The organism is Sorangium sp. So ce381 (assembly GCF_051473845.1).
Classification (GTDB): Bacteria; Myxococcota_A; Polyangia; order Polyangiales; family Polyangiaceae; genus Sorangium; species Sorangium atrum.
Window position 1 is genome coordinate 10,098,314 of sequence record NZ_CP150336.1, and the last position, 23,610, is coordinate 10,121,923.

18 protein-coding genes are annotated in these 23,610 nt (G+C 71.8%); 7 read left to right on the forward strand and 11 right to left on the reverse strand.

From position 1 onward, the window contains the following. Positions 1–70: 70 nt before the first annotated feature. Positions 71–4,027 (reverse strand): protein kinase domain-containing protein, encoded by a 3,957-nt coding sequence (locus WMF29_RS37945; protein ID WP_437324981.1) that lies wholly within the window; start codon positions 4,025–4,027, stop codon positions 71–73. Positions 4,028–4,892: 865 nt separating this feature from the next. Between WMF29_RS37945 and WMF29_RS37950 the strand changes: the two genes are divergently transcribed. Beyond that, a complete protein-coding gene (locus WMF29_RS37950; protein ID WP_437324982.1) occupies positions 4,893–5,300 on the forward strand; it encodes a hypothetical protein in 408 nt (135 codons plus the stop codon). 204 nt (positions 5,301–5,504) lie between these two features. Here WMF29_RS37950 and WMF29_RS37955 read toward each other — a convergent pair whose 3' ends face one another. The 4 genes from WMF29_RS37955 to WMF29_RS37970 all read right to left on the reverse strand — a co-directional run bounded on the left by WMF29_RS37955 (position 5,505) and on the right by WMF29_RS37970 (position 10,610). Continuing rightward, positions 5,505–5,957: a LamG domain-containing protein gene (locus WMF29_RS37955; RefSeq protein ID WP_437324983.1), complete on the reverse strand. Its 453-nt coding sequence runs from the start codon at positions 5,955–5,957 to the stop codon at positions 5,505–5,507. Between the two features lie 119 nt (positions 5,958–6,076). Then, complete coding sequence (locus WMF29_RS37960) at positions 6,077–6,367, reverse strand: hypothetical protein (protein ID WP_437324984.1); 291 nt, start codon at positions 6,365–6,367, stop codon at positions 6,077–6,079. Positions 6,368–6,907: 540 nt separating this feature from the next. Further along, on the reverse strand, positions 6,908–7,780 hold the full coding sequence (locus tag WMF29_RS37965) for a DNA-formamidopyrimidine glycosylase family protein (RefSeq protein ID WP_272103966.1): 873 nt from the start codon (positions 7,778–7,780) through the stop codon (positions 6,908–6,910). A gap of 79 nt (positions 7,781–7,859) precedes the next feature. Continuing rightward, positions 7,860–10,610: a hypothetical protein gene (locus WMF29_RS37970; RefSeq protein WP_437324985.1), complete on the reverse strand. Its 2,751-nt coding sequence runs from the start codon at positions 10,608–10,610 to the stop codon at positions 7,860–7,862. A 49-nt stretch (positions 10,611–10,659) separates the two neighbouring features. On the opposite strand from WMF29_RS37970, the gene WMF29_RS37975 reads away from it, so the two are divergent. Continuing rightward, the gene (locus tag WMF29_RS37975; RefSeq protein ID WP_437324986.1) at positions 10,660–11,637 is read left to right on the forward strand and encodes a hypothetical protein; all 978 of its coding nucleotides are present in this window, start codon (positions 10,660–10,662) and stop codon (positions 11,635–11,637) included. A 123-nt stretch (positions 11,638–11,760) separates the two neighbouring features. Here WMF29_RS37975 and WMF29_RS37980 read toward each other — a convergent pair whose 3' ends face one another. From WMF29_RS37980 to WMF29_RS37990, 3 genes are all read right to left on the reverse strand, one after another. Then, positions 11,761–12,489, reverse strand: coding sequence for a phytanoyl-CoA dioxygenase family protein (locus WMF29_RS37980; protein ID WP_437324987.1), 729 nt, complete (start codon positions 12,487–12,489; stop codon positions 11,761–11,763). Positions 12,490–12,521: 32 nt separating this feature from the next. Beyond that, positions 12,522–12,821: a hypothetical protein gene (locus tag WMF29_RS37985; RefSeq protein WP_437324988.1), complete on the reverse strand. Its 300-nt coding sequence runs from the start codon at positions 12,819–12,821 to the stop codon at positions 12,522–12,524. A 250-nt stretch (positions 12,822–13,071) separates the two neighbouring features. Continuing rightward, complete coding sequence (locus tag WMF29_RS37990; protein ID WP_437324989.1) at positions 13,072–13,716, reverse strand: DUF2267 domain-containing protein; 645 nt, start codon at positions 13,714–13,716, stop codon at positions 13,072–13,074. Positions 13,717–13,753: 37 nt separating this feature from the next. Here WMF29_RS37990 and WMF29_RS37995 point away from each other — a divergent pair, with 37 nt between their 5' ends. Then, entirely contained in the window at positions 13,754–13,960 is a 207-nt protein-coding gene (locus tag WMF29_RS37995) for a hypothetical protein (protein ID WP_437324990.1), read from the forward strand. A gap of 81 nt (positions 13,961–14,041) precedes the next feature. Here the strand turns inward: WMF29_RS37995 and WMF29_RS38000 are convergent, their stop codons facing one another. Continuing rightward, positions 14,042–14,962 (reverse strand): LysR substrate-binding domain-containing protein, encoded by a 921-nt coding sequence (locus WMF29_RS38000; protein WP_437324991.1) that lies wholly within the window; start codon positions 14,960–14,962, stop codon positions 14,042–14,044. A 90-nt stretch (positions 14,963–15,052) separates the two neighbouring features. On the opposite strand from WMF29_RS38000, the gene WMF29_RS38005 reads away from it, so the two are divergent. Beyond that, complete coding sequence (locus WMF29_RS38005) at positions 15,053–15,946, forward strand: SDR family oxidoreductase (protein ID WP_437324992.1); 894 nt, start codon at positions 15,053–15,055, stop codon at positions 15,944–15,946. A gap of 390 nt (positions 15,947–16,336) precedes the next feature. Next, positions 16,337–17,872, forward strand: a complete 1,536-nt coding sequence (locus WMF29_RS38010; protein ID WP_437324993.1) for a hypothetical protein — start codon at positions 16,337–16,339, stop codon at positions 17,870–17,872. A gap of 473 nt (positions 17,873–18,345) precedes the next feature. On the opposite strand, the gene WMF29_RS38015 is transcribed toward WMF29_RS38010, so the two are convergent. Beyond that, on the reverse strand, positions 18,346–19,266 hold the full coding sequence (locus WMF29_RS38015) for a transposase (RefSeq protein WP_437324994.1): 921 nt from the start codon (positions 19,264–19,266) through the stop codon (positions 18,346–18,348). 287 nt (positions 19,267–19,553) lie between these two features. Between WMF29_RS38015 and WMF29_RS38020 the strand changes: the two genes are divergently transcribed. Next, the gene (locus tag WMF29_RS38020) at positions 19,554–20,876 is read left to right on the forward strand and encodes a DNA polymerase beta superfamily protein (protein WP_437324995.1); all 1,323 of its coding nucleotides are present in this window, start codon (positions 19,554–19,556) and stop codon (positions 20,874–20,876) included. After that, positions 20,873–21,652: a nucleotidyltransferase domain-containing protein gene (locus tag WMF29_RS38025; protein WP_437324996.1), complete on the forward strand. Its 780-nt coding sequence runs from the start codon at positions 20,873–20,875 to the stop codon at positions 21,650–21,652. The genes WMF29_RS38020 and WMF29_RS38025 overlap by 4 nt, the downstream gene beginning before the upstream one ends. Positions 21,653–21,831: 179 nt before the next feature. Here WMF29_RS38025 and WMF29_RS38030 read toward each other — a convergent pair whose 3' ends face one another. Next, positions 21,832–23,604: a serine/threonine protein kinase gene (locus WMF29_RS38030; protein WP_437324997.1), complete on the reverse strand. Its 1,773-nt coding sequence runs from the start codon at positions 23,602–23,604 to the stop codon at positions 21,832–21,834. Positions 23,605–23,610 lie beyond the last annotated feature (6 nt).

Here is a 23,610-nt window from a genome sequence, read left to right on the forward strand (position 1 = left end):
CCGGTTACGCCAGATTACGCCCGGTTACGCCGGATTACGCCCGGTTACGCCGGATTCCGTTCAGCTGCGCTCAGTTCCGACTCATTCCGACCCACTGCGCCGCCAGCTCCAGTGTGCGGGCGTTGTCCGGGACGTGGGAGAGAAAGCGCCTCCGCCACTCGGGATCGCGGACGCTGGCGGCCCGGTCGAGCAGCTTGTCGCGCGCCGATGAAATGGCGACAGCGGCCCTGTTCGCGTCGCCGACCGCAGAGAACGCCTCCGCGTGGACCAGCCGGATCATCGACTCACCCTCCTCGATCCCGCCGAGCGACTCGAGCGCTGCCAGGGCCTCGCCGGCGGCCGCGAGCGCCTCGACGGCGCGCCCCAGCCCGATCAGCGCCCGGGCGCGGATCGCCGTGGCCGCGACGCGGAACGGCGACGCGCTGTCCAGCGCCTCGGCGAGGCGCGCCTCGCGCTCCGCGCCCGCGAAATCGCCGGCGAGAAGGGCGATCTTCGCGAGGTACGAGCGCGACACCACCTCGGCGCGCGGGTCGCCCAGCCGCTGGCTCGATGCGAGGGCCGCCTCCTCGACGGCTCGTGCCTCGACGAGCTTGCCGCAGTAAGCGAGGACCTGCCCGAGGCTGGCCTGCGCCGCCGCCGCCACCTCGTGCAGACCCATCCGCTCCGTGGCCTCCAGCACGGAGCGGAGCGCCGCCTCGGCGCCGCCGAAGTCGCCGAGCTCCCCGTAGGAGTAGCCCAGGTTCGCGCGGGTGATGCACGCGTTGCGCCGGTCGCCGACCTGCTCGTACGCCACGAGCGCAGCCTCCAGGCCGGTGACGCAGGCGCCGGGATCGCCCCCGCTCATGGCGCGGAAAGCGCGCGCCTGGTGCAGCCCCGCGACCACCTCGGCCCCCGTGCCGGCGCCGGTCGACGCCCCGTCGCCCATGGCGCGCTCCACCTCCGCGATGAGCGCGTCGACGACCGCGAGCCGCCCGGTGAAGGCCAGCGTCGAGGCGCCCATGGAGAGACAGGTGCTCTTCGCGCTCTCCGCGCCTTGCGAGGCCGTCATGACGACCGCCTCGCCCATCCACCGCTCCACGCGGTCGAAGCCGCCCAGCTTGCTCGCGGCCGCGACGGCCTGCGTGACGGCCGCGAACCATGGCGCCGAGCCGGGCGCGAGGTGCCGCGCCGCGTCGGTCCCCCATTGCTCGGCGAGCGCGAGATCGCCCCGCCACACATGCGCCTCGGCCTGGACCAGCCGGAGCGCCCCCACCACCGCGGGCTCCGGCGCACACTCGAGCCCGCGCTCGGCCCGCGCGATCGCTGCGCCGAGATCGTTGCCCTCCAGGGCGTGCTGCGCCGCGCGCAGGTACGCCGCCGCGGCCCGCGCGGGCACCGCGCCGCGCTCGAAGTGCTCCGCGAGCGCCATCGCGTCGGGCTCGCCCGCGCCCTCCAGCCAGGCGCCCGCCAGCGCGTGGCCGAGCCGCCGGTCGGCCTCGGTCAGCATCCCGTACGCCGCCTCCCGCACCAGCGCGTGCCGGAAGCGGTACTCGACCTCGCCCCGCAGCCGCCCGGGGCCGCGCCGGTGGACCACCTCACGGCGCTCCAGCTCCGAGAGCCAGCGCGTCACCTCGGCGCCCCCGAGCAGCGCGCTCACCGCGCTCGGCCAGAACGCCTGGCCGAACACGCTCGCCGCCCGCAGCACGCGCCGCGCCTCGGCGTCGAGCGCCTCGATGCGCGCCTGCACCATCGCCAGCACCGTCTCCGGCAGGTCCGCGCCGTGGCCGGCCGCCACCGCGCGGACCTGCTCCTCCAGGTAGAACGGGTTGCCGTCGGCCCGGTCCACCAGCGTGGCCACGAGCTCCGCGCTCGCCTCGTCGCCCAGCGCGGCGCGCACCAGCCGCTCGCTCGCCCGGCGCGTGAGCGGCGGCAGCATCATCTGGTTGCCGAAGCGCCCCTGGGACAGCCCCGGAAAGGCCTCGTGCACCTCGGGTCGGGCCAGCCCGAGCACCAGGAACGGCAGATCCCGGAGGCTCCGGAGCGCCGCCTCGACCATCGTCAGGGTCGGCAGGTCGCCCCACTGCAGGTCCTCGAGGATCAGCAGCACCGGCTGCCTCGCGCACTCGGCCCGGATGAACTCCTCCCACGACAGCCGCAGCTGATCGCCCATCAGCTGCCGGTTGCGCCGCGCCGCGCCGACCCGGATGTCGTCGTCCGGGAACGGCGCGCCCAGGAGCTCGCCAAGGAAGGCGCTGACACGCCCGACGTCGAGGTCGGGGTGGCGCTCGACCCGCGCCCTCACCTTGCGCCGCCGCTCCTCCAGCGGCTCGCCGTCGACGATGCCCATCGCGCTCCGCAGCGCGCGCGACAGCAGCCCGAACGCCGAGCCCGAGCTCATCGGATCGCCCTGGCCGACCCACACCTCCACGCGCGCGCCGTCCGCCAGGTCGGCGCCGCCTCCGTCGCGCGCGCCGTCGGCCGCTCGCGCGTTGCGCGCCGACACCTTCTCGAGGAACTCCTGCCGCAGCCGCGATTTGCCCATGCCCGCCGCCGCGACCACCAGCAGCACGCCCGAGGTCGACTCGTCGATGCTCCGCTCGAGCTCGGCGCCGAGCACGCCGAGCTCCCGCTCTCGCCCGAAGCACGCCATCGGCTTGCCAAGCAACGCCGGCGCCGACGTCACCTTGAGGTCGTCCCGGGCCCCGTGGAGGAAGCGCGCGCCGCCCTCGCTGCTCGTCTCGAACCGGCCGCCCAGGAGCCCCGCCGTCACCTCGTCGATGCGGACCGCGGCGATCGCGCCCGGGTCGCCGCGCGACGGCAGGAGCTGGACAGCCCGGTCGATGAGCTCGCCCATCGGGATGCGCGACGTCAGCTCGGCCCGGCCGGTCACGAGCGAGACCTGCGCGCCGCCGAGCAGCCCGCGCAGCGAGAGCGCGCAGCGCGCGGCCTGCGCGGCGAGATCGGTGGCCGCCTCGGCGCTCGTCAGCACGAGCAGCGGCGATCTCGCGTCGATGAGCTCGATCTGGCCCTGGTAGCGCTCGGCGAGGGCGTAGAGCTCCTCGGCGCGGCCCGTCGCCCGCGCCTGCTCTTCCTCCTGCGAGCGCGTCACCTCCTCGGGCGCCGAGCGCTCGTGCGCGAGCACGAGGCACGTGACGCGCCGCTCGCTGCTCGTGAGCTCCAGGACCGGCGCCGGCGCGGCAGGGTGGGCGCCGTCCGCCGCGCCGGCGCGGCTGAGGTCGATCGCGCGGAGCTCCTCGGCGACGGCCGCGCCGTCGCGGGGCCGCCCGTCCGGCTGCTTCGCGAGCATCCTGGCGACGAGGGCGTCGAGCTCGTCCGGCAGGTCGGGGCGGACCTCGCGGAGGCGCGGCGGCTCGTCGAGGAGCACCTTGACCAGCACGGCGAGCGCCCCGGCGCCCTGGAAGGCGGCGCGCCCGGTGAGGCACTTGAAGAGCACGCAGCCGAGCGCGAACACGTCGGCGCGGGCGTCGACGCGCCGCTCGCCGCGCGCCTGCTCGGGCGCCATGTACTCCGGGGTCCCGAGGACTGTGCCCGGCAGGGTGAGCTGCTGGTCGATCCGGAAGCGCGCGATCCCGAAGTCGAGCACCATCGCGCGATCGAGCCGCCCCTCGACGAGCAGCAGGTTGCTCGGCTTGAGGTCGCGGTGCACGACGCCCTGCCCGTGGAGGGCGCCGAGCGTCTCCGCGATGCGCGCGACGACGTCGACGCTCTCGGCGGGGGTGAGCGCTCGCCGCGCGATGCGCTCGGCGAGCGTCTCTCCGGCGAGCCACTCCATCACCAGATACGGCTTGCCGCCCGCCGCGACGCCGTGGGCGATGTACCGGACGACGCCGGGGACGCGCAGCGCCGAGAGCGCCTCCACCTCGTAGGAGAAGCGGCTCAGCTCGCCCTTGTCGGCGCGGCGAATCACCTTGAGAGCCACCGTGTCGCCGCTTCGCCGGTCGCGCGCCCGGTAGACGTGCCCCATCCCGCCCGAGCCCGCGAGGCCCTCGATCTGGAACCGCTCGTCGACGATCTCTCCGACGCGCATCAACGGCCGTGAATCCAGCGATATCACGCGCGCCGCCCTCCTGGTCTGGATACAGGCCCGGGATGGTATGGCGACTCACCTCCACGGCGGCCGCGATCGAATCGAATGCGCGATGCGACGCGTCAGGGCTGGAGTCTCACGAAGAACACGCCGGGGCGCTCAGGGAGGACCGAGCTTCGCGCGCCGGCAGCCCGCCGGTGCGAACGAGGGGTTCTCGACGGACACGAGCGTGTGTGCAGGCCGTCCGGGTGGTGCACCGAGCGCAGGTAAGCCGTCGACGAGGAGGGCGTCCGTGATGGGCGAACGGCTCCGGCGCCGGAGCGGGCTCCGCCGGGTACCGTGTTCGGCGGGCTCGGTTCAAGGCATCTGAAAGGCATCGAAGAGCGCATCATGCCATGTCGATGAACCTGCGTAATCGCGTCATGTCGAGCACCAGGGAGAGAGCGCCAAGCCCACCCGGTGAGGCGATGCTCGACGCGTCCTTCGCTCGCGGAATCGCCACCCCCGGCCGACGGCGCCCGGGGGTGGGCGCGCTCCTTCGGCGCGGAGGCGGCGTGCGCCCGGAGGGGCGGCCCCGAGGCGCGCGCCGGCGGGCCGGAACCTCCGCTCCTCGCGTCGCGCCAGGGCGTCCGCGCGGCGCGAGCGAGGACGGAGACAGCGCTGGGCGGACATCATGAATGAAGTTTTTCTCTCCTGACGTTATCTTCGCCTCGGCGGCGTTTGTGATGAAGTTTTTGTCCCTCGACGCCGTCTCGGACTCCGCGGCGTTCGCGAGCCGGCTGGGCGACCAAGGTGGCTGTTGACTTCCACCCGCGGAACTGCAATGTCTCTCGCTGCGCTTGCCCTTACCCACAGGAGACGTCGGATGTCGATGAGCAAGAAGCTGATGAGTGCCGTGTTGATGACCGTCGGCATTGGCTTTGCTGGAGCCGCGTGGGCCGCCGGCGGGACCGCAGACCTCCCCGCTTCCGTCGCCGAGAAGAAGGATTTCGGCTGCGGTGCAAAAGGACAGAAGGCCTGTCCGATGCAGGGCTGGATGAAGTCGGTGATGCAGTCGGCGACGACGAGCGGCGACGGCGCGAAGATCGCGGAGGCGCTGAAGTACGTGGCGGCGAGGCCGCCGAAGGGCATGGACAAGTGGGTCGCGATCTCGAACGAGGGCATCGAGAAGGCCAAGAAGGGCGACATCGACGGTGCCAAGGCGAGCTGCAAGGCCTGTCACGATCTGTACAAGACGAAGTACAAGGAGACGCTCCGCGACGCCCCCTTCTGAGGCGTTTCTCTCCTCTCTCGCTCTCGCTCTCTTCCCTCCCTCCGCTTCTCCTTCCGCGCGCCGAGAGCGCGCCTCCTTCGGGCCGCCGTGGCCGGTCGCGCCGGGGCTCGCCCGCCGATCTGCGGCGACGGCCACGAAGCCGGCCCGCGGCGACGGCCATGAGCCGACCCGCGGGCCAGAGCCCCCCGTTCGGTGCGCGCCAGCTCAGCAGCCGCCGCCGGCAGCCGCGCAGATCTCCTTGGGCGTGAGCGTCCGGCCGAAGATGCGGAGGCTGTCGAGCAGCCCGTTGAACTCGTCTGCCCCCGACGGCTCGTCCGAGCCGATGTGGACGGGCTGTTCGCCGGAGGCGATCACCGGGCCAGAGGGGCTCCGGTCGACCTCGACGCCGTTCACGTAGAGGCTCTGCGTCTGGCCATCGGAGAGACAGGCGACGTGCGTCCACTGCCCGGGAACGATGGGGTAAGCCACGTTCCGCTCGACGCCCATGGTGCAGCGGATCTGTCCGCCCGGCATCAGGAAGAGCGAAGGCTTCCCGCCGCTGTCGATCACGGTGTATCGCCGCTTCTCCGGCAGCGAGGCGGGGTTGATCCAGACATCGATGGTCATCGCGGACGCGGTCCACGCGGCGTCGTGGTGGAAGTAGAGTTTGCTCCCCATCGTCAGCGAGAGCGCCTGGCCGGCCCGGCCAGGCACGTACTCCAGGCTGCGCGCCTTCTCTGGCGTGAAGTGATGCTGCGAGGCGTCGTCGGGGTTCCCCTCGAACGCGAAGCACGCGATCAGCGATGGCTCTGCCGCCCCGCACAGCGGCCGGGGAGCGCCACCGGGCTCTTCGCCCTGAGTTCCGCCCGGTTCTTCTGCCGGATCCCCGCCGGGTTCTTCGACCTGAGGGCCGCCGGGTTCTTCTGCCGGATCCCCGCCAGGTTCTTCCGCCGGACCGCCGCCTGGCTCTTCGTCGGGAGCGCCGCCCGGCTGTTCGACGGGAGCGCCGTCAGGCTGTCCTGCGGTGGCTCCGCCGGGTTCTTCCGCCGGAGCGCCGCCAGGTCCTCCGGGTTGAGCTTCGAATTCACCTGACCCGCCTGTGCCTCTCGTTTCGAGGACGCACCCCGGCAACGACAGGAGAAGCGCGGCGACGCCGGCCAGGCGATGTGCAGATAGATGGGATTTGCAAAGCATGCTGCGTTTCCTGCGGGGCGCTCAGCGTAGCTCAGAACGCCGCTCGGTGTCACCGCGTCTCGCACGAAGGTTCGATTTGCGCCGGCGCGCGATACGTCGATGCAGTGAGAAGAAAAATGCATCGATGCAGTGAGAAGAAAAATGCACCACAGCGGCGCCGAAGAAGAGGCGCGGAGTGAGCGGCACAGAGGGAAATATCACCGACGGCGGCCAGAACCAGTGTGGCTGTCAGGGCGTGAGCATCCCGTGCAGGGCTGAGGGCGCGGGGCTCGCGCCGCCGGAGCCGCTGCCGGAAGCGCTGTGGCGCCGGGTCGCCAGCGCAACACCACACGACGCAGCTCGACGTGGCAACGGCGCTTTCCCGCGTCGACCCGTCGTGTCGCGGTGACAGCGACAGGCGAGGTGCCCAGGCCGGCGCCGCAGCCGGCGTCGCCTCAGCCCGGCTCCCGCCTGGCGCGGCGCGGATCGCCCGCTGCGGTCCTCCGCGCCTCCGGCTGGCAGGCCGGACAGTAGATCGCGTCGTGCCCGTGGACGCTCGCGCGACGGAGCTTGTCGCCGCAGCGCGGGCACGGCTGGCCCGGACGCCCGCGGACCTTGAGGAAGTCGCGCAGCCTCTCGTCCAGCGCAGGCGCGCGCCGAGCGATCGTCCGGGTCGCGTCGCCGAGGACATGAGCGATCGCCGTGTGCAGGCGGTCGGTCTCCTCCTCGGAGAGGCTCTGGACGGTCGCCTTCGGGTGGATCCTTGCCTCGAAGAGCACCTCGTCGGCGTACGAGTCTCCCATGGAGTCGAGCGCCGTCCCGTCCATCAAGAAGTCCTTGGCGAGGTCGCGCCGCCCGCGCGCGGCGGCGCGGAACGCCTCCTGCGTGAACACACGAGGATCGAGGACGTCGAGGCCGACGCGCTGGAGCCCGGGGATCTTGTCGAAATCGCCCCGCGCGAGCACGTGGACCTTGCTCATCTGCACGTCGTCTCGGACCCTGAGCTCGCGGCCGTCCCCGAGGGTCAGCGAGAACGCGAGATCGGTCGGGATCCGCGTCTCTCCTGGGCGCGTGATCGAGAACCGCCCTGCCAGCATCGGGGAGATCACGAGATCGAGCGCGCGCGCCCCTTCGAGCTCGAAGACCACGGCGTGCGCCCGCCGCGCCACGCGCCGGATCTCGGCGCCCGGCAAGAGCGCGTCGAGGCGCTCCGCGAGCAGGACGTGCAGCACCACCGCGTTCTCGGCCCGCGCCGCGGACACGGTCGCGCCGGCGAGCTCGCGCGCGAGGATCGGGACGACGTACTCCAGGTCCGGGCGCTCGGGCACGGCTCCAGGATACAGATCTCGCCGCGAAGATCGCGCGACTTCGGGCGAGGCGCGAAAAAGAGGCGCGGCGGCGAGGCAATCAGGCGCTGATCCGCGGTGACTCCTCGCCGAGCGCGGCCTCACCGCCGTCGCGCCGCCTCGGCCGCTGCGCGCCCTGGATCACGAGATCCTCGCGCCGGGCGAGCGCGTACACGACGCGGATGCGCGCGGTCTTGAAGGCCCTCTCCGGCGCCGGGTTCAGGTGCACGACCCTGCGCTCGCCCTGCTGCGTGACATGGCTCGCGCCCCCGGGCTCGCCCTGCTGCGCGACGAGGCTCGCGCCCCCGAGCTGGTCCTCCTTCGGCTCCTCGACCTCCAGCGCGATGGGGATCGCGCCCCGGGGCGCGAGCGCCGTCCGGATCTCGTCGAAGCGGAGCTCCTCGCCCGCCTGCCCCGCCCCGTCGGGCGGCGGCGCCTCGATGCGGACGAGGTCCTGCCCGCCCTCCCCGAGGAGCTCATCGTAAAGAGCCGTTACGCCCGGCACGAAGGCGCTGTGGACCATGAAGTAGTTCTTGATGCGCTCGGTGCTGACGAGGCTGACCCGCACGGCGAACCCGCACTTGTCGGGGGCAAGGAGGCTCCGGACGTGCTCGCCCTTCGCCACCGAGGAGAACTCCGCGAGCACATGCAGCCCCCTGCCGTGCGCGAGCTCCCGGCTCGCCAGCGCCCGCGCGAACCGGATGACCCGCATCGCCGTGCGCGCGTCGCGATCGAGCCCCTCGGGCTCGCTCAGGAACACCGCCGCGGAGAGCGGCGCGCCGCGCGCCGCGCAGCGCACCGCGAGCGAGGCGAGGTCGTGCCCGTGCTGCGTGTACACCGTCGCGCTGCCCCCGCGCGGGAGCGAGAGCATCGCCCCGTCCGAGCCCGGCGGCGCGCCGCCCGGGCCCGGCGTCACGCCGAGCGAGGCGAGCCGGTCGGCGAGCGGCATCCGCTCGTCCCCGCGCTCCCCGAGGACCAGCGTCACCTCGATGCCCGGCACGAACCTCGCGAGCGCGTGCAGCAGCGAGGGCAGCGCGGCGCTGTACCCGACGATGAGCACCCGCTCGATCTCGTTGAGGTGCAGCGAGAGCTTCGCCGCCCACGCCTGCGCCGCCGTCGCGCCGCCCGACGCCGCGGCGCTCTCGATCCCCCGCCCCCTGTAGAGCTCTCGCCCGTAGTCCAGGAGCGGCGCGTAGGTCGCCGATACGCCGATGAGCCCCCGGAGCCGCTGCGCCGGCACCCGGCCCGCCCGCGCGCCGAGCGCCCACGCCGGCGATCCCTCGGGCGGATCGAGCAGCGGATTCAGCCACGGCACGAGCCCCTCGACCGACACGAGCTTGCCCTCCTCGCGCTTCGGCACCGCCGCCTCGTTCCCGAGGAACACACCCGCGAGGATCACCTGCTTCTCGTAGGCAGCGCGCGCCATGTCCGAGAACGAGAGCTCGTGCTTCGGCGCCTCGCCGAGCTTGCCGACGGCTCCGACCGCCTCCTCGCCCAGGAAGATGTGCGTGTAGAACTCGGAGCCGTCCGCGGTCATGAGGTCGGTGTAGAGGGACTCCACGCCCGGCGTGAGCAGGTGCTGGCAGAGGAAGAAGCCGAGGAACCGCTGCATGTCGAGCGGATGGGTCCCGGGCCCGCCCACCGCCTGGATGAGGTCGCGGTTCTTGCTCTCCTGCACCTCGACGAACACGTGGCCGTGCGGGTTCTGCGCCCGGAACGAGGAGAGCGCCATGGCCGTCAGGGCGTCGGCGTCGGGCCCCGCGTCGGGCCGCGCGAGGATCAGCGCCCGCTTCGCCTCGGCGGCGCCTACGAGCTCGAGCGCCTCCGGCTGCGCGCTGTCCCCCTGGCGGTAGCTCACCCAGCGCATCCCCGGCGCGTAGAGGTAGGCAGGCGGATCGTCCTCGGTGCCGAGGAGCGCCATCCGCGGGAGCGCGTGGCGGGTCGGCGGGGGCCCGCGGCGGACGAGCCACTGCCAGAGCTCCGAGAGACGGATGCTCCGGAGCGCGCGGTGGCGCTCGTACAGCCGGACGAACTCCTGCACCAGCATCTCCGCCTCGTGCACCGGGCCGATCACGAGCGCGTGCCCCGCGTAGCGGACCGGCCGCCGCCGCGCCGCGCGCACGACCTGATCGACCACGTTGGCGCCGATGCCGATGATGAACGACGTGATGAAGACGCCCACCATGGTGAGGCCGAGCGAGACGACGGCCACGACGGGGTGCACCCGGAGGTTCTCGACGAGGTTGTCGGCGCTCTCGATCTGCCGGAAAGACCACCAGATCCGGTCGACGAAGGTGGTGTCGGGGGTCGGGCCGCTGCCATCGTAGTCGTGCGTGATCGCGAGGTGGCTGAGCAGCACCGAGGCGCCAAACGCGAGCCCCCAGACGGCCAGCGTGACGAGCCCGAACTGCTCGAGCAGCTCGCGCCGCGTCATGATCGCGTAGAGGTCGATCGCGATCTCGCGCGTGAAGCGCAGGAGCAGGAAGAGCCGCGAGAGCCGCAGCATGGGGAGGGCGTGGGCGGCGTGCGCGTCGAGGATCCGCTCGAGCGGCAGGAAGCTGATCCAGGCGATGATGTCGAAGGCGAAGAGGAGCACGTCGAGGCGCGACCGCCCGTCGCCGCGCTGGCGGAGGAGGACGGCCCGGAAGAGGAGCTCGACGCCGAAGATCGCCAGGAAATACGGGCGGAGCTGCTCGTCGAGGCCCTGGATGGGCAGGACCGAGACGAGGATCAGGAGCGAGATCGCGGCCTTGACGGGGCGGGTCTCCAGCCCGCCGGCGAGGCGGTGGAGCAGGGGCAGGCGGGGCGCCATGGGCGGCAAGGATAGGCGACCTCGCGCGCGGCTGCTGTAAGCTCCCCGGGTGCCAGCCCCCCGCTCGTTCGACGAGAAGCGCGCGAGGATCGCGGCCCTCGCGGAGGCGCCGCCCGCGGAGGCGGCGGCCGAGCTGCGCCGCCTCGTCGCGGACCGGAACGGGTACCTGGTCGGCGAGGCCGCGGCGATGGCGGGGCGCCTCGGGTTGCGGGAGCTCGTGCCGGATCTGGTGGGGGCGTTCCCGCGGCTGCTCGAGGAGCCGCTCAAGAGCGACAAGGGCTGCTCCGGCAAGAACCGCATCGTCAAGGCGCTGCTCGCGTTCGACGCGCACGAGCCGGACACCTACGTGGCGGGGCTGCGCCACGTGCAGCTCGAGCCGGCGTTCGGGCAGCCGATCGACACGGCCGCTGGGCTGCGCGGGCTGTGCGCCCACGCGCTGGTCCACGTCGGCCACCGCGAGGCGCTGCTCGAGGTCGCGCCGCTGCTCGCCGATCGCGAGCCGGTCACGCGCGCGGAGGCCGCTGCGGCGCTGGGCAACTCCGGCCTCGACGCGGCGGCGGCGGCGCTCCACGTGAAGGCGCTCTCCGGCGATCCGGAGCCGGACGTGCTCGGCGCCTGCTACCGGGGGCTCCTGCGGCTGCTCCCGGGGCGGTACCTCGGCTTCGTGGCGAAGGTGCTGCAGCAAGGCGACGACGGCGCCGCGGAGGCGGCGGCGCTCGCGCTGGGTGAATCGCGCCTGCCCGAGGCGCTGCCGATCTTGCAAGCCGAGCTCGCCGGGGCGGCGCGCGCGGGCGGGCTGCGCGACAGCGTGCTGCTCGGGATGGCGCTGCTGCGCACGGACGCGGCGAACGACGCGCTCGTGGCGCTCGTCGAGGAGGGGGCGGAGGTGCACGCGATCGCGGCGCTGAGCGCGCTCTCGCTGCACCGGCACGACGCGCCGCTCGTGGAGCGGGTGCGGGAGGCCGTGATGGGGCGGAGATCGAAGAAGCTCGCGGCGGTGTTCGCGGAGAAGATCGACGGCGGGTGACCGGACGGCGGCGCGGCGAAGCGAGGCCGAGGGCGCGCGATGTCCGCCCGAGCCGAGGTCGGGTCCGGGCTCAGAAGGCGAGAGGGCGGGCGCCGCGATGGCCGGGCGACGGACGGCCGCGCCTCACGTCGCCGGCGGGGTCCACTGACGTACGGTCGGACGAGCGAAGGTGTAAAGGGCGTCGATCGTGCGACGTGGAGGAGCTCGACGGTAAGTCGCGCGGTGGATCGACCACGCGTGGAAGATGCATGCGTCTCCGGCGCGCAAGGCGACGCGCGCGGCGTTCGGCATGTCCGGCGCGGTCCGATCGGCGCCCCTGCGGATCCGGAGCTCGTCCGGCGTGTCCCAGCGGGCGTGGGACCCGGGGACGATCTCGAGCCGATCGTCGTCTTCCAGCGCCACCCTGAAGTGGACCGATGTCGTCGTCGCGACGATCGCGCGCTCGATCTCTGGATCGGATTGGCCGAACTGGCTGTCTCGGTGCCAGTCCCCGTCCCAGTCGCGCCTGGTCTGCTCGTGGTAGTAATGCGCGTCCTTCAGGCGCGGGGGGCCTTGCTCTCCCGGACGCGAGAGGCCGGCGAGCAGCTCGCAGACGCGCCGGGAGCCGACGAACGCGGAGATGAGCTCCAGCGCGCAGGGATCGTCCTGAAAGCAGGTCGCGCCGTCCGTGAGGAGCGATATCCTGGGGGTCGAGTGACCCGTCTCCCGGGAGAGCGCTCGTGTGCGGAGGAGCGCGGCGTCGCACGCGCGGCGGAGCTCGGCGCGCTCGACGATGTCGAGGAAAGCGGGCGCGATGAAGAAGCCTTGCGCGCGAAAGGCATTGATTCGATCTCTCGTTGACGTGCTCATCATGACCTCGCGACACTCGGGATCGCGGAGATCACTCAATGGATGGCCCGAGGCCCACGCATCGCCAGGGCGACGAGGGGGCTCTGGGGGAACGGCCTCAGGCGATGACGGCTCGAGACGACGAGACACGCGAGCCGCCCGGCGATCTCGAAGGTCGCGAGCGCAGCGGGCGCGCCGAAGTAATCGATCGGCACGAGATCGATGTTCCGTGTCGCCTTCGGCGTGGAACGCTCGTCGAGGATCCGCGCGAGCGCCTTCTGGTAGCTCTCGCCGGTCCGGGCCATCCTGGCGCGGACGTCGGCGCGAAGCTTCTTGTGGTGGTGGCGGTTCCCCATCGGCCCTGTCCAGGTGATCTGCCGAGATCGGTCCTTGTCGGCCGGCACCGACGGAAGAGCGGCAGCATCACGAGCGAAGACCGCCGAAGGGCAGCGCCCTCTTCGCCCCTCGCGGAGCCGTGCCGGCGGCGAGCGAGGTGCCGGGCTCGGAGAGGCCCGTGAGGCGAAGTGTTCGCGGGAGCACGGCCGCTGTCAAGCAGGCGCCGGAGGGCCCGCGCCGGGTGGGGCCGTCGGCGCTGCGGTTCCCTGCTCAGCGTTGCGCCTCGCTGACGGGGTGCTCGGGGCCGGGGCGCCCGTCAGCCAGCGTCTCTCGGAGGCGCTCCTGCGTCAGCCCCGGGCTGCTCGACAGCCTGGTATCCGCGTGGGGATCGTCCGATCGGGCGACCGACTCCGCATGGGCCGTCTCTGGGCGCGCCTCGCTCAAGGGGTGGCGGCTGCCAGGCCGCCCCGTTGCGAGCGTCGAGCCCTGGCCGATGTCGGGTGGAGACGCCGCGTGCGCCGGCCGCGGCGGGGGCGCTCCGGCCGAGCGAGGCGCGAAGAGGTCCGCCCAGTCCGGCAGGTGCCGCTGGAGCCGCAGGCGCTCGGCCTCGGGCAGCGCCTCGCCGATGACCTGGCACACGGCCTGGGCGTGCTCCATGCCAAAGCCGCGCGGCGCGCCCTCGCGGCGGGCGATGCGGTCGTAGAGCTCGTCGCGATCGAAGTCGCCCTGGTACGTGGCGCCCCGCACTGCTGCGGCGACCGGGCCCGGCAGTCCACCGGCGACCGGGACCGCCTCCTCCGCGAGCAGCCGCTCGCCGAGCGTCCGTGCCGTCACGGCGATCGCACGCTCGGCCTCGCTGCGGCCCTCGAAGCCGGCGCGGCGCTGCACCTCCTCGACGAAGCGGTCGTAATCCATGCGGGCCTCCTTCCGGAGATGGTCCACTGCGAGAGCCGTGCCAGGCGCCTGCGCAGGGCGGGGCGACCTCAACCTGGGTCGGGGCGGCGACCTCAACCTGGGTCGGGGCGGCGACCTCAACCTGGGTCGGGGCGGCGACCTCAACCTGGGTCGGGGCGGCGACCTCGGCGACCTCAACCTCGGCGACCTCAACCTGGGTCGGGGCGGCGACCTCAACCTGGGTCGGAGCGGCGACCTCGGATAGTGTCGTGATCTCGGCAAGATCGATCCCGAGCGAGACGATGGTCTGGGCGACGCTCGGCCGGATCCACCCCCGATGGAATGGCTAGCCCTCGCCGACGCGGCCCGCGCGCACCTTGAGCTGCATCCGCAGCGCCTCGACCACGTGATCACGCAGCGCGACGGTCTTCCTCGGCAAGTGCTGGCCGCTCGGGAACACGAGGAAGACGCCGCCCGTCGGCGCCGTCCAGCGCGGCAGCACGCGGACGAGCGCTCCAGCGAGCACGTCCTGCTGGACGAGGAAGGTCGGGAGCAGGCCGATCCCACCGCCGTTGCGCACCACCTCGCGCGCGAAGAACCCGTCGTTCGCGAGCCACCGGACACGGAGCCGCGCGCGGGCGCGCGACACCTCGTCTCGCCCGAACGGGCTCGTCTTGATGAGCGCCACGCAATCGTGCCCCGCGAGATCGTCCAGCGTCCTCGGCGTCCCCCGCGCGGCCAGGTACGCGGGCGAGGCGTAAAATTGCAGGTGCAGCTCGCCCACCTTGCGCGCGACCAGCGTCGAGTCTCGCGGCTTCTTCGCGAAGAACCGGAACGCAACGTCGTACCCCTCTTTCACCAGATCCACCGGCTGCGTCGACAGGTGCATCTCGACCGTGATGCGCGGGTAGCGGCGGCAGAAGGCGGCGAGGATCTCCGCCAGCACCTCGGTTGCGAAGTCCGCCGTCGCCGTGAGCCGCAGCGTGCCTGACGGCTCGTCCTCGAGCTCCGGGAGCCCCTCGATCGCCTCCGTCAGCGCCTTGAGCCGCGAACCGAGGCGGTCCACCAGCGCCTGCCCGGCCGTCGTCAGCGCCACGCTGCGCGTCGTCCGCTGCAAGAGACGCACGCCGAGCGACGCCTCCAGCGACGCGACGCCCCGGCTGACCGTCGACTTGGGCACCCCGAGCCGGCGCGCCGCCTCCGTGAAGCTCGCCGTCTCGGCGACCGCCGCGAAGACGGAGAGGTGGTTCAGATCCATTGTTCCCATTTCGGCACACAGTAGATGAAATCTGCGTGTTGCACCAAATTCGAGACAGAGGCAAACATCCGCTCAACCTCGTCACAAGGAGCTCTCATCATGTCTCAGCCTCTCCTCGTCACCGGCGCCAACGGCCAGCTCGGGCGGCGCGTCGTCGATCTCTTGCTCGCGCAGGACGCAGGGCCGCTCCTCGTCACGACCCGGCACCCGGAGAAGCTCGGCGAGCTCCGCGCCCGCGGCGTCGAGGTGCGGCGCGCAGACTTCGATGCTCCCGCCTCGCTCGCGGAGGCGTTCACGGGAGCGGCGCGTCTCTTGCTCATCAGCACCGACGCGCTGGACCGCCCGGGCCGGCGCATCGCGCAGCACCGGAGCGCGCTCGAGGCCGCTGCGAAGGCGGGTGTGCGGCACGTGGTCTACACGTCGCTGACCAACCCCGGGCCGGGCTCGCCGATCACGATCGCGCCCGACCACCAGGCCACCGAGGACGCCCTCGCGGAGAGCGGGCTCGGCGCGACCGTCCTGCGCAACAACCTCTATACGGACTTCCTCGTGGCCTCGCTGAGGCGCGCGCTTGCGACGGGCCAGCTCGTCGCTGCGGCCGGCGACGGCAAGGCCGGGTACGTCACGCGCGAGGACTGCGCCCGCGCCGCGGCCGCGGCGCTGGCCGCCGATTTCGACGGCAAGCGCGTGCTCGATATCACCGGACCTGCGGCCGTGTCCCAGCGCGAGCTCGCGCAGATCGCCTCGGCCGTCACAGGCAAGTCGATCGACTACGTCCCCGTGCCGGGCGACGCGCTGGAGCAAGGCATGCAGAAGGCCGGGATCCCCGCGGCCATGGCCACGCTGCTCACCTCCTTCGACGAGGCGATCGCCCGCGGAACGCTGGATGTGACCACGAGGGCGGTGGAGGAGCTCACCGGCAAGCCCGCGGAGGACGTGCGGAGCTACCTCGCGCGCCACCGGGCAGCGCTGCTCGCGCCGGTCGAGGCCTGATCAGGCGGGAACTCCGATGGCGAGCGTGTAGACGACAGGCTCGTTCACCCCAGCCATTCCGAGGAGCGAGCCAGAAGGCAAGCACGCGCAACCTCCTGCGCGATCGAGCAAAGCCTCACCGATGCGCTGCGCGCTTGGTGGGAGACGCGCTTGCGTCAGCCAGGATCGCCAACCTACGCCGCGGCGCGAGCCAGACGGGCGAGCACCTCGCGCTCTTGCGCCTCGCCCCCTGAGACCGGCAGCGAGAGCGCCTCCTCGGCCTCGGCGTGCCCGCCGCGGCCGAACGGCCCCAGGGTGAGCGCAGCGCAATCTGATTCGCAGATTTCCTGAAATTGGAAGCGAAACTCCCTTACGCTGGCCTCCCGGGATCTGCCTGGAGGAGGAATGTTCATGCGTCGATGGTCCGTTCTGCTGTGCGCTTCAGCTGTCGTTGCATGTGGTTCGGGGGACGACTCGCCGGGATATGACTTGTCGGGCGGCGGCGGCATCAGCTCCGGGGAAGGCGGAAGCGGGGGGCACGGAGGAAGCGGCGGGAACGGCGGAAATGGCGGGCTCCCTCCCGCATTTCGCTATGGCGCCAACCTCGGCCATCGCAACGCGGATTGGGGCGACGACAAGGAGGCCACGCTCGCGGCGCTCGCGGGGGTCCGCAGCCTCCGCATCAAGCTGCCCGCCGCCCATTTCGCGAGGTGGGGATACGAGATCGAGGTCGGGGACATTCAATCATATGCGTCCCTGGGCATGGGGGATCACATCGGATTTCTCATCGGCTCTGAGTCGGTCGATCTGACGGTGGCGCCGGCCGACGCGGAGGACTGGCAGAACGAGTACTATATCCCAAAGAGCCTCTACGAGCCGATCTTCTCGGCCGACGGAACGGTGAATCCGGGCAACGCGTGGGCCTCTTACGTGTATCGGACCGTCGACACCTACAAGCCCTGGGTCAAGCTGTGGCACGTGTGGAACGAGCCCGATTGGGTGGCCGACTGGCACGTCACCGAGACATGGAAGACCGAACCGCCGAAGGCCGCCGATCTCCCCCGGTTCAACGGATCGATATTTGACTATATACGAATGCTACGCGTCACCAAGGAGGCCGCGCGCAAGGCAGATCCGGATGCGCGGATCGCGACGGGGGGCATCGGATACCCCTCGTTCCTCTCGGCGATCCTGCGCTACACCGACAACCCCGACGACGGCGCGGTCACGCCAGATTACCCGGAGAAGGGCGGCGCCTACATCGACGTGCTCGATTTTCACTATTACCCGATCTTCAGCCCGAAGAGCTCGGATGCGTCCGTCGACGATTTCCTCGCGTCGAAAGATGCGTTCGCCGCGACGCTCGCCGACGGTGGGGCGGAAGTGCAGAGGTGGAATGTCTCGGAGAACGGCGCGCCGCTCGCGCCGACGCCGGAGTACCCGGAGGTTGGGAGCCCGGAGTACGCGCGGAATTACCTCATCAAGATGATGATCATGGCGCAGGCGCACGGCATCGGCGGCGTCGACTGGTTCATTCTATCGAACGGCGAGGACGGGAGCGACGACGTGTTCGCGCACATGGGGCTCTACAACGATGTCGGCGCCCTCGCCAGCGTGGATCAGGCGACCAAGACCGACCTCGGCAAGGCGTACACCACCCTCAACGAGGTGCTCTTCGGCGCGTCCTACGATGACCGTGCGACAAGGGAGCTCGCGCTGCCGGGGGGCGCTCGGGGCGCCGTGTTCACGAAGGACGGCAAGCGCCGGATCGCCCTCTGGGCCGTGACGGCGAGCAGCACGGAGGAGGCGTCCGCGAGCGTCGAGCTGGCGACGGCGACGGGGTTCGAGGTCCATGCGTGGGATGGCGCGAAGACCTCCGCCGACGCGAGCGGCGGCAGGGTGACGCTCGCCCTCTCCGGCAGCCCGGTGCTGCTGATCGAGCGGTGATGCCCTGCTGGCGACCCGACCCAGGTTGTCGTGAGCTGGAGGCGACCCGACCCAGGTTGTCGTGAGCGACCCGACGACCCGACCCAGGTTGCGACCTACCCGACCCTAGACCGGGGTTGAGCTGCGGCAGCAACGCCGCCGCAGTTTCAGTCGAGCGGAACTCTATCTCATGGCACGCTCGATCCCCGGTTAGACAAGCTTGATGCCAAGCTGTGCTTTTCGCTACACTGTTTTTTCCGCTACACTGGTTTTCCGACACGAAATTCCCGGCCCGTTTACACGACGCAGATCGCAACCCCTTCGGATCCGCTCCTACGCATTCGGGACGGCATCGCCCCTGCACATCCCATTGCGCACACCACCGCACAACGATGTGCCGGTCGCACCGCCAACCCCAAACGGACGCGTCCCACGACAAGGCGCTGATGCCTCGCCCGTCGCCCAGCCTCCCCGCCAACGCCGCTGCTAGGGCTCTACACCGTGAGCACGAAGTCGGCCACGCTGGCGCCGTGAAACGTGCGCATCCACCACGTCCCCGCGGGGAATACAGCGCTGCGCACGCCGGCACGCCATCGCTCGAGTGCCGCACGGTACGACGCTCGAAACGCACGCACAGCGGCACCTGCGATTCGCCACGCGTCCCCCTGATTGCGACCAACCGCAAACGTCGGATTGCCGTCGCGCAGCGGCTCGAAGCTCGTCACGCGCTCGTAAGGGGACACCCTGCTGGCTCTCTCGGCGCCCAAGAAGCGAAGTCCTCGCCGCTGCACCTCCGCGCGGGCCCGCGCTTCCTGTCGCTCGAGCTCGGCAGAGACGTCCTGGCGAAAGCCTTCCGCGCTTTCCTGCTCAATGGCCGGCGGCAGCGCGAGTGAGACCGCCACCTCCTCGGGCCACTGGGGGTTTTCCGGGTCGAGATACACCGAAGGCCGTGCCGCGCGCAGCACGCCGCGACCGAGCTCGTCCACATTTACCTTGGCGCCCGGCCACTCGCGAGCATGCTGCACCAGGCCAGCGGCGACGGGATTCGCCATGACATAAGCAATCTTCTCCACCACCGCCGCGCGCGTGAGCAGCCGCACCACGCTCGTGGCCTCGTGGTCCCACACGGGGCCTTCCCACCCGCGTAGCACCTTCGTGCCAAGCGCGACGATGCGATGGAAGAATTGCAAGAACCGCGGCAGGACGCCCCTCGAGTCGGTCACGACCAGGTGCAGATGCGTTGACATGGCGCAGAGCGCATGGACCTCGATGCCGTAACGGCGGGTCGACACCGCGAGGACGTAGACCAGGAGCCGGGTGATGGCCGCATCCGGGCGGAAGAGCAGGTGCCGGCGCAGGACGCGACGGGTGATGAGGTACGTGGCTCCGGCAGCGATCTCGCGGGGCTGGCTCATGACAGGTGCACCATGACAAGCTTTGTGCCACGGGTTTTCGTCAATCATTTCGCTGCTCGACCAAGCTTCGTGGGTGGCGGCCGCCTGGCGGTCCGCCACCTGAGCTGGAGCCGTCGCCTACTCCAGCCTGACCTGGGTTGCAGTTAGTCCGACCCAGGTCGGGACGCCAACCTCGGTCTGCCAACCTGGCCTACCGCCAATCTCGTCGGCCCCGGTCGCCCAAACCTGGGTTGGATCCGTGGATCCGCAACCTGGGTCGGGCCGTCACGGCGTGATAGCGTCCGCTCATGGCGCTCCGCCTGCGCGGCCTCACCCACCTCGACCCGCTCGCCGTCCCTCTGCCCCATGGCACCGAGGTGACAACCCGGGTCGACCGCCTCCTCGGCGATCGACATGTCCCGCAGGGCGCCATCGGGCGTGTCGTCGGCTCGGCCGGCGCGGAGCTCGACGTCATGCTCGTCGGCGTCGGCGTCGTCCGCTACAACCGCGACGAGCTCGTCCCGCGCAAGGCCGGCCAGGTACGGCATGCCGAGCGGCGGAGCGCCGCCTGGGACGCCCTCCGGCCCACCGTGGTCCTCGAGGCCGTCGTAGGCTCGCGCGCTTGGGGGCTCGCGAACGAGGGCTCCGACACCGACAGGCGCGGCGTCTTCGCTCTCCCCTTCCCCTGGACCACAGGCCTCGCCGAGCCGCCCAGGGACCTCGTGAGCACCGACGGTAGCTCCTCCTATTGGGAGATCGAGAAGGCGATCCGCCAGGCCTTGCGCGCCGACCCCAACACCCTCGAGCTGCTCTTCGTCCGGACCGCCGAGGCGCGCGACGACATCGGCGCGTGGCTCCTCGATGCGCGTGGCGCGTTCGTCTCCTCGGCCATCTACGGCAGCTTCGGCCGCTACGCGCTCTCCCAGCTGAAGCGGCTCTCGCAGGCGCACCGCCTCGCCGAGCACCGGGAACGGGTGCTCGAGTGGCTCGCCGACGACCCCTCGCTGGCGCTCGCCGACGTCGCCCGCAAACTCGCCGCCGTCAGCCCGCGCGCCGCGCCGACCCAGGTTGACCGGGAGCTCCAGGCGAAGGAGTACATCAAGCAGCTCTACCGCTCCCTCCACGACCAGGGCCTCCTGCCCGCCCGCGACTTCGCCTCGCTCGTGGCCTTCGCGCGCGCGGGCAGGGCCTTGCTCGATCCCGCCCGCGACCTCCGCCCCAAGAACGCCTACAACCTGGTGCGCCTGATCGCGACCGCCATCCGCTGGCTGCGCGACGGCGAGGTCGATCTCGTGGTGCAGGGAGACCTGCGCGAGACGCTCCTCGCCATCAAGAGCGGCGCGTGGCCGCTCGAGCGCACCATCGAGCTCGCCGAGTCGATGACGCCCGACCTCGAGACTGCGCGACTCGCCACCAAGCTGCCGCCGCACCCCGACGTGCCCCGGGCCGACGTGCTCCTCCGGCGGGTCCGCGAGGAGATCGCCCGCCGGCACCTCGCGGCGGAGCCCGGCCCCCTCGGCAAGGACGCTCCCCCCGCGCCGGTCGCAACCTGGGACGACGGAGACGCAACCTGGGACGGCGGAGACGCGGCCCCCACGCCCGGAAACGAGGAGAGAAAGGACGACGGATGAACCCCCAGGTGCTCGAAGCAAAGCAGCAGGAGGTCGCGGCGCGCGTCATCGCCGAGGAAGAGGCCAAGCGTTCGCACCTCGTCATCGCCCTGAGCGGCGCCCACGCGTACGGCTTCCCCTCGCCGGACAGCGACCTCGACCTCAAGGCGGTCCACGTCGAGCCGACCGAGAAGCTGCTCGGCCTCCACCGCAGCAACGCGAGCCCCGAGCGGATGCAGGTCATCGACGGCGTCGAGATCGACTACACCTCGAACGAGCTCCACCCCGTCCTCATCGGCGTCCTCCAGGGCAACGGCAACTACATCGAGCGGATCCTCGGCCCCCTCCAGCTCCACGTCGATCCCGACCTCGCCTCGCTTCGCCCGCTCGTCGCCGCCGCGCTCTCGCGCCGGATCTTCCGCCACTACATCGGCTTCGCCACGAGCCAGCTCCGCGCCTGGGAGGCGGGAGGCCGCTCGTCGGCGAAGAAGCTCCTCTATGTCCTCAGGACCACGTTGACCGGCGCCCACGCCCTCCGGACGGGCGAGATCGTAACCGACGTCACCGCGCTCCTCGATCTCTACGGCTTCAGCACCGCGCGCGAGCTGGTCGAGGCCAAGCGCGCCGGCGAGCAGGCGCCGCTCGCTCCCGACGTCGCCGAGCGCTGGGCCGAGCAGATCGCCCGGGCCTTCACGACCCTCGAGGCGGCCCGCGATCACGCCGTGCTGCCGGAGGAGCCGCCCAACCACGGAGAGCTCAACGACTGGCTGCTCGCGCTGCGCAAGGCCCGGCTCTGAGGCGCGGCGAGGGCTCGCAGGCACGTACATCGACGTGTGGACACGGGCACGCCCGAGCGTCGGCCCCTGGACGGCTCACCGCGGTCCCACGCTCGTTCCCCCGGCGAACGCCCGGCCAGCCTCATCTCACCGCGGCAGCGCGCAGCCGTCCCCGCACGCCTTGCGGCCATCGCCGCACTTCACCGCGGCAGCGCGCAGCCGTCCCCGCACGCCTTGCGGCCATCGCCGCACTTCACCGCGGGCCCCTGCCCAACGCAGGTCACCGGGCATCCTCCCCCGGTATTGGAGCAAGACACCGCGCACGAGCCCATGCACATCACCTGGCACCCACCGACCCGATTGCACCTCACGACGCTCCTGTCGCCCACGACGTGGGCACACTTGTTGACGTCCTCGCAGGTGATCGAGCACCCCGCGCCGCAGGTCACCTGGCACGTCTCCGCGTTGCGGCAGTCGGTGGAGCAGCCGTCAGCGCACGTCGTGCTGCACACCTTGCTTTTCGCACAGGAAGACTGGCAGTCGCCGGCGCAGTGGCTCGCGCAGCTCTCTCGATCGGAGCAGCTCGGCCTGCATCCGGGCGCGTCGCCGCACGTGAGCAGGCAGCTCGCCGGCGCCTTCCCCGGACTGCCGCCCGGGCAAGTGCAAGGCGCGCCCGGCGGACAGCCGGCGGGGTCGACCGCGAGCACCGCAGCGCTCCGGGCCTGCGCGACATCCTGGAGGGACACCGGCGCGCCGCTGTCGCCAGCGTCGCCGGCGCCCTGGTCGCGGGAGGGCCAGAGCAGCAGCACCATCCCGACTCCCACGCAGAAGAGCAGCACCGCCACCCCGCCGACGACGGCGATCTGCGTCGCTCCCGGTGCGCGCTGCCCCCGCCCCCGGGGCGCTGCCCCCGCCGCCCCCGGATAAGGCTGGCCCGGAGGAGCCCCCGTCGAGGCGGCCACCGCCGCCGGCATCACCCCTGCCGGCGGGCTCGCGCTCGGATATTGCGCCCCCACCGGCGGCCCGTCGGGGATGGCCCGGCCGTACGCGCGCGTGCGCTCGTCCATCCTGGCCAGCTCCCCCGTCGCGAAGGGCGGCTCCTCGCCCCGGCGCACGGCGCGCACGTCGGCGAGCATCGTTTGCGCGTCCGGATAGCGCCGCTCGAGCTGAAAGGCGAGCGCGCGGTCCACGACGCGCGCGACCCGCGGATCCACGCCCGGCGCCACCGTCAACAGCGGAGGAGCCGGCGTCGTGCCCCTCTTCACGAGGAGCTCTCCCTCGGTGAGCCCGTCGTCGTCGTGGACTCGACGGTTCGCGAGGACGGTGAACATCGTCGCGCCCACCGCGTAGAGATCGGCCCGCCCGTCCACGTTCCTCCCCAGGATCTGCTCGGGCGCCATGTAGCTCGTCGTGCCCAGCACCGCGCCCGTCCGCGTCTTCAGCCCCGAGCCGCCCTGCTTCATGCGCGCGATCCCGAAATCGAGCACCTTGAGCCGCCCATCGCGGGTCACGAAGAGGTTGTCCGGCTTGATGTCCCGATGGACGATCCCGGCGTCGTGCGCCGCCTTGATGACCTCGAGCAGCGTGTCCATGTGGGCCAGGAGCTCGGTCAACGAGATCGTACCGAGCCGCAACACGCGCTCGCGGAGGCTCTCTCCGTCGAGCAGCTCCATGACAAGGAACGGCTCTCCCCGCTCGGTCACGTCGATGTCGTGGACCTGCACCGCGGCCGGGTGCCCGAGCCGCGCGGCGGCGAGCGCCTCCTGCTCGAAGCGGGCGCGGAGCTCGCGAGACACCGCGCCCTCCGGGTGCAGGATCTTGATGGCCACGCGGTGCCCCACGTGATGGGTGGCCGCGTAGACGGCCGCCATCCCCCCCGCCCCGATCAGCGCGTCAATCCGCCATTTTCCGTGGAGGGTCGTCCCGACGCGGGCTTTCAGCCGCTGGATCTCCTCCTCTTCCGCTTCCGACATCGGCGC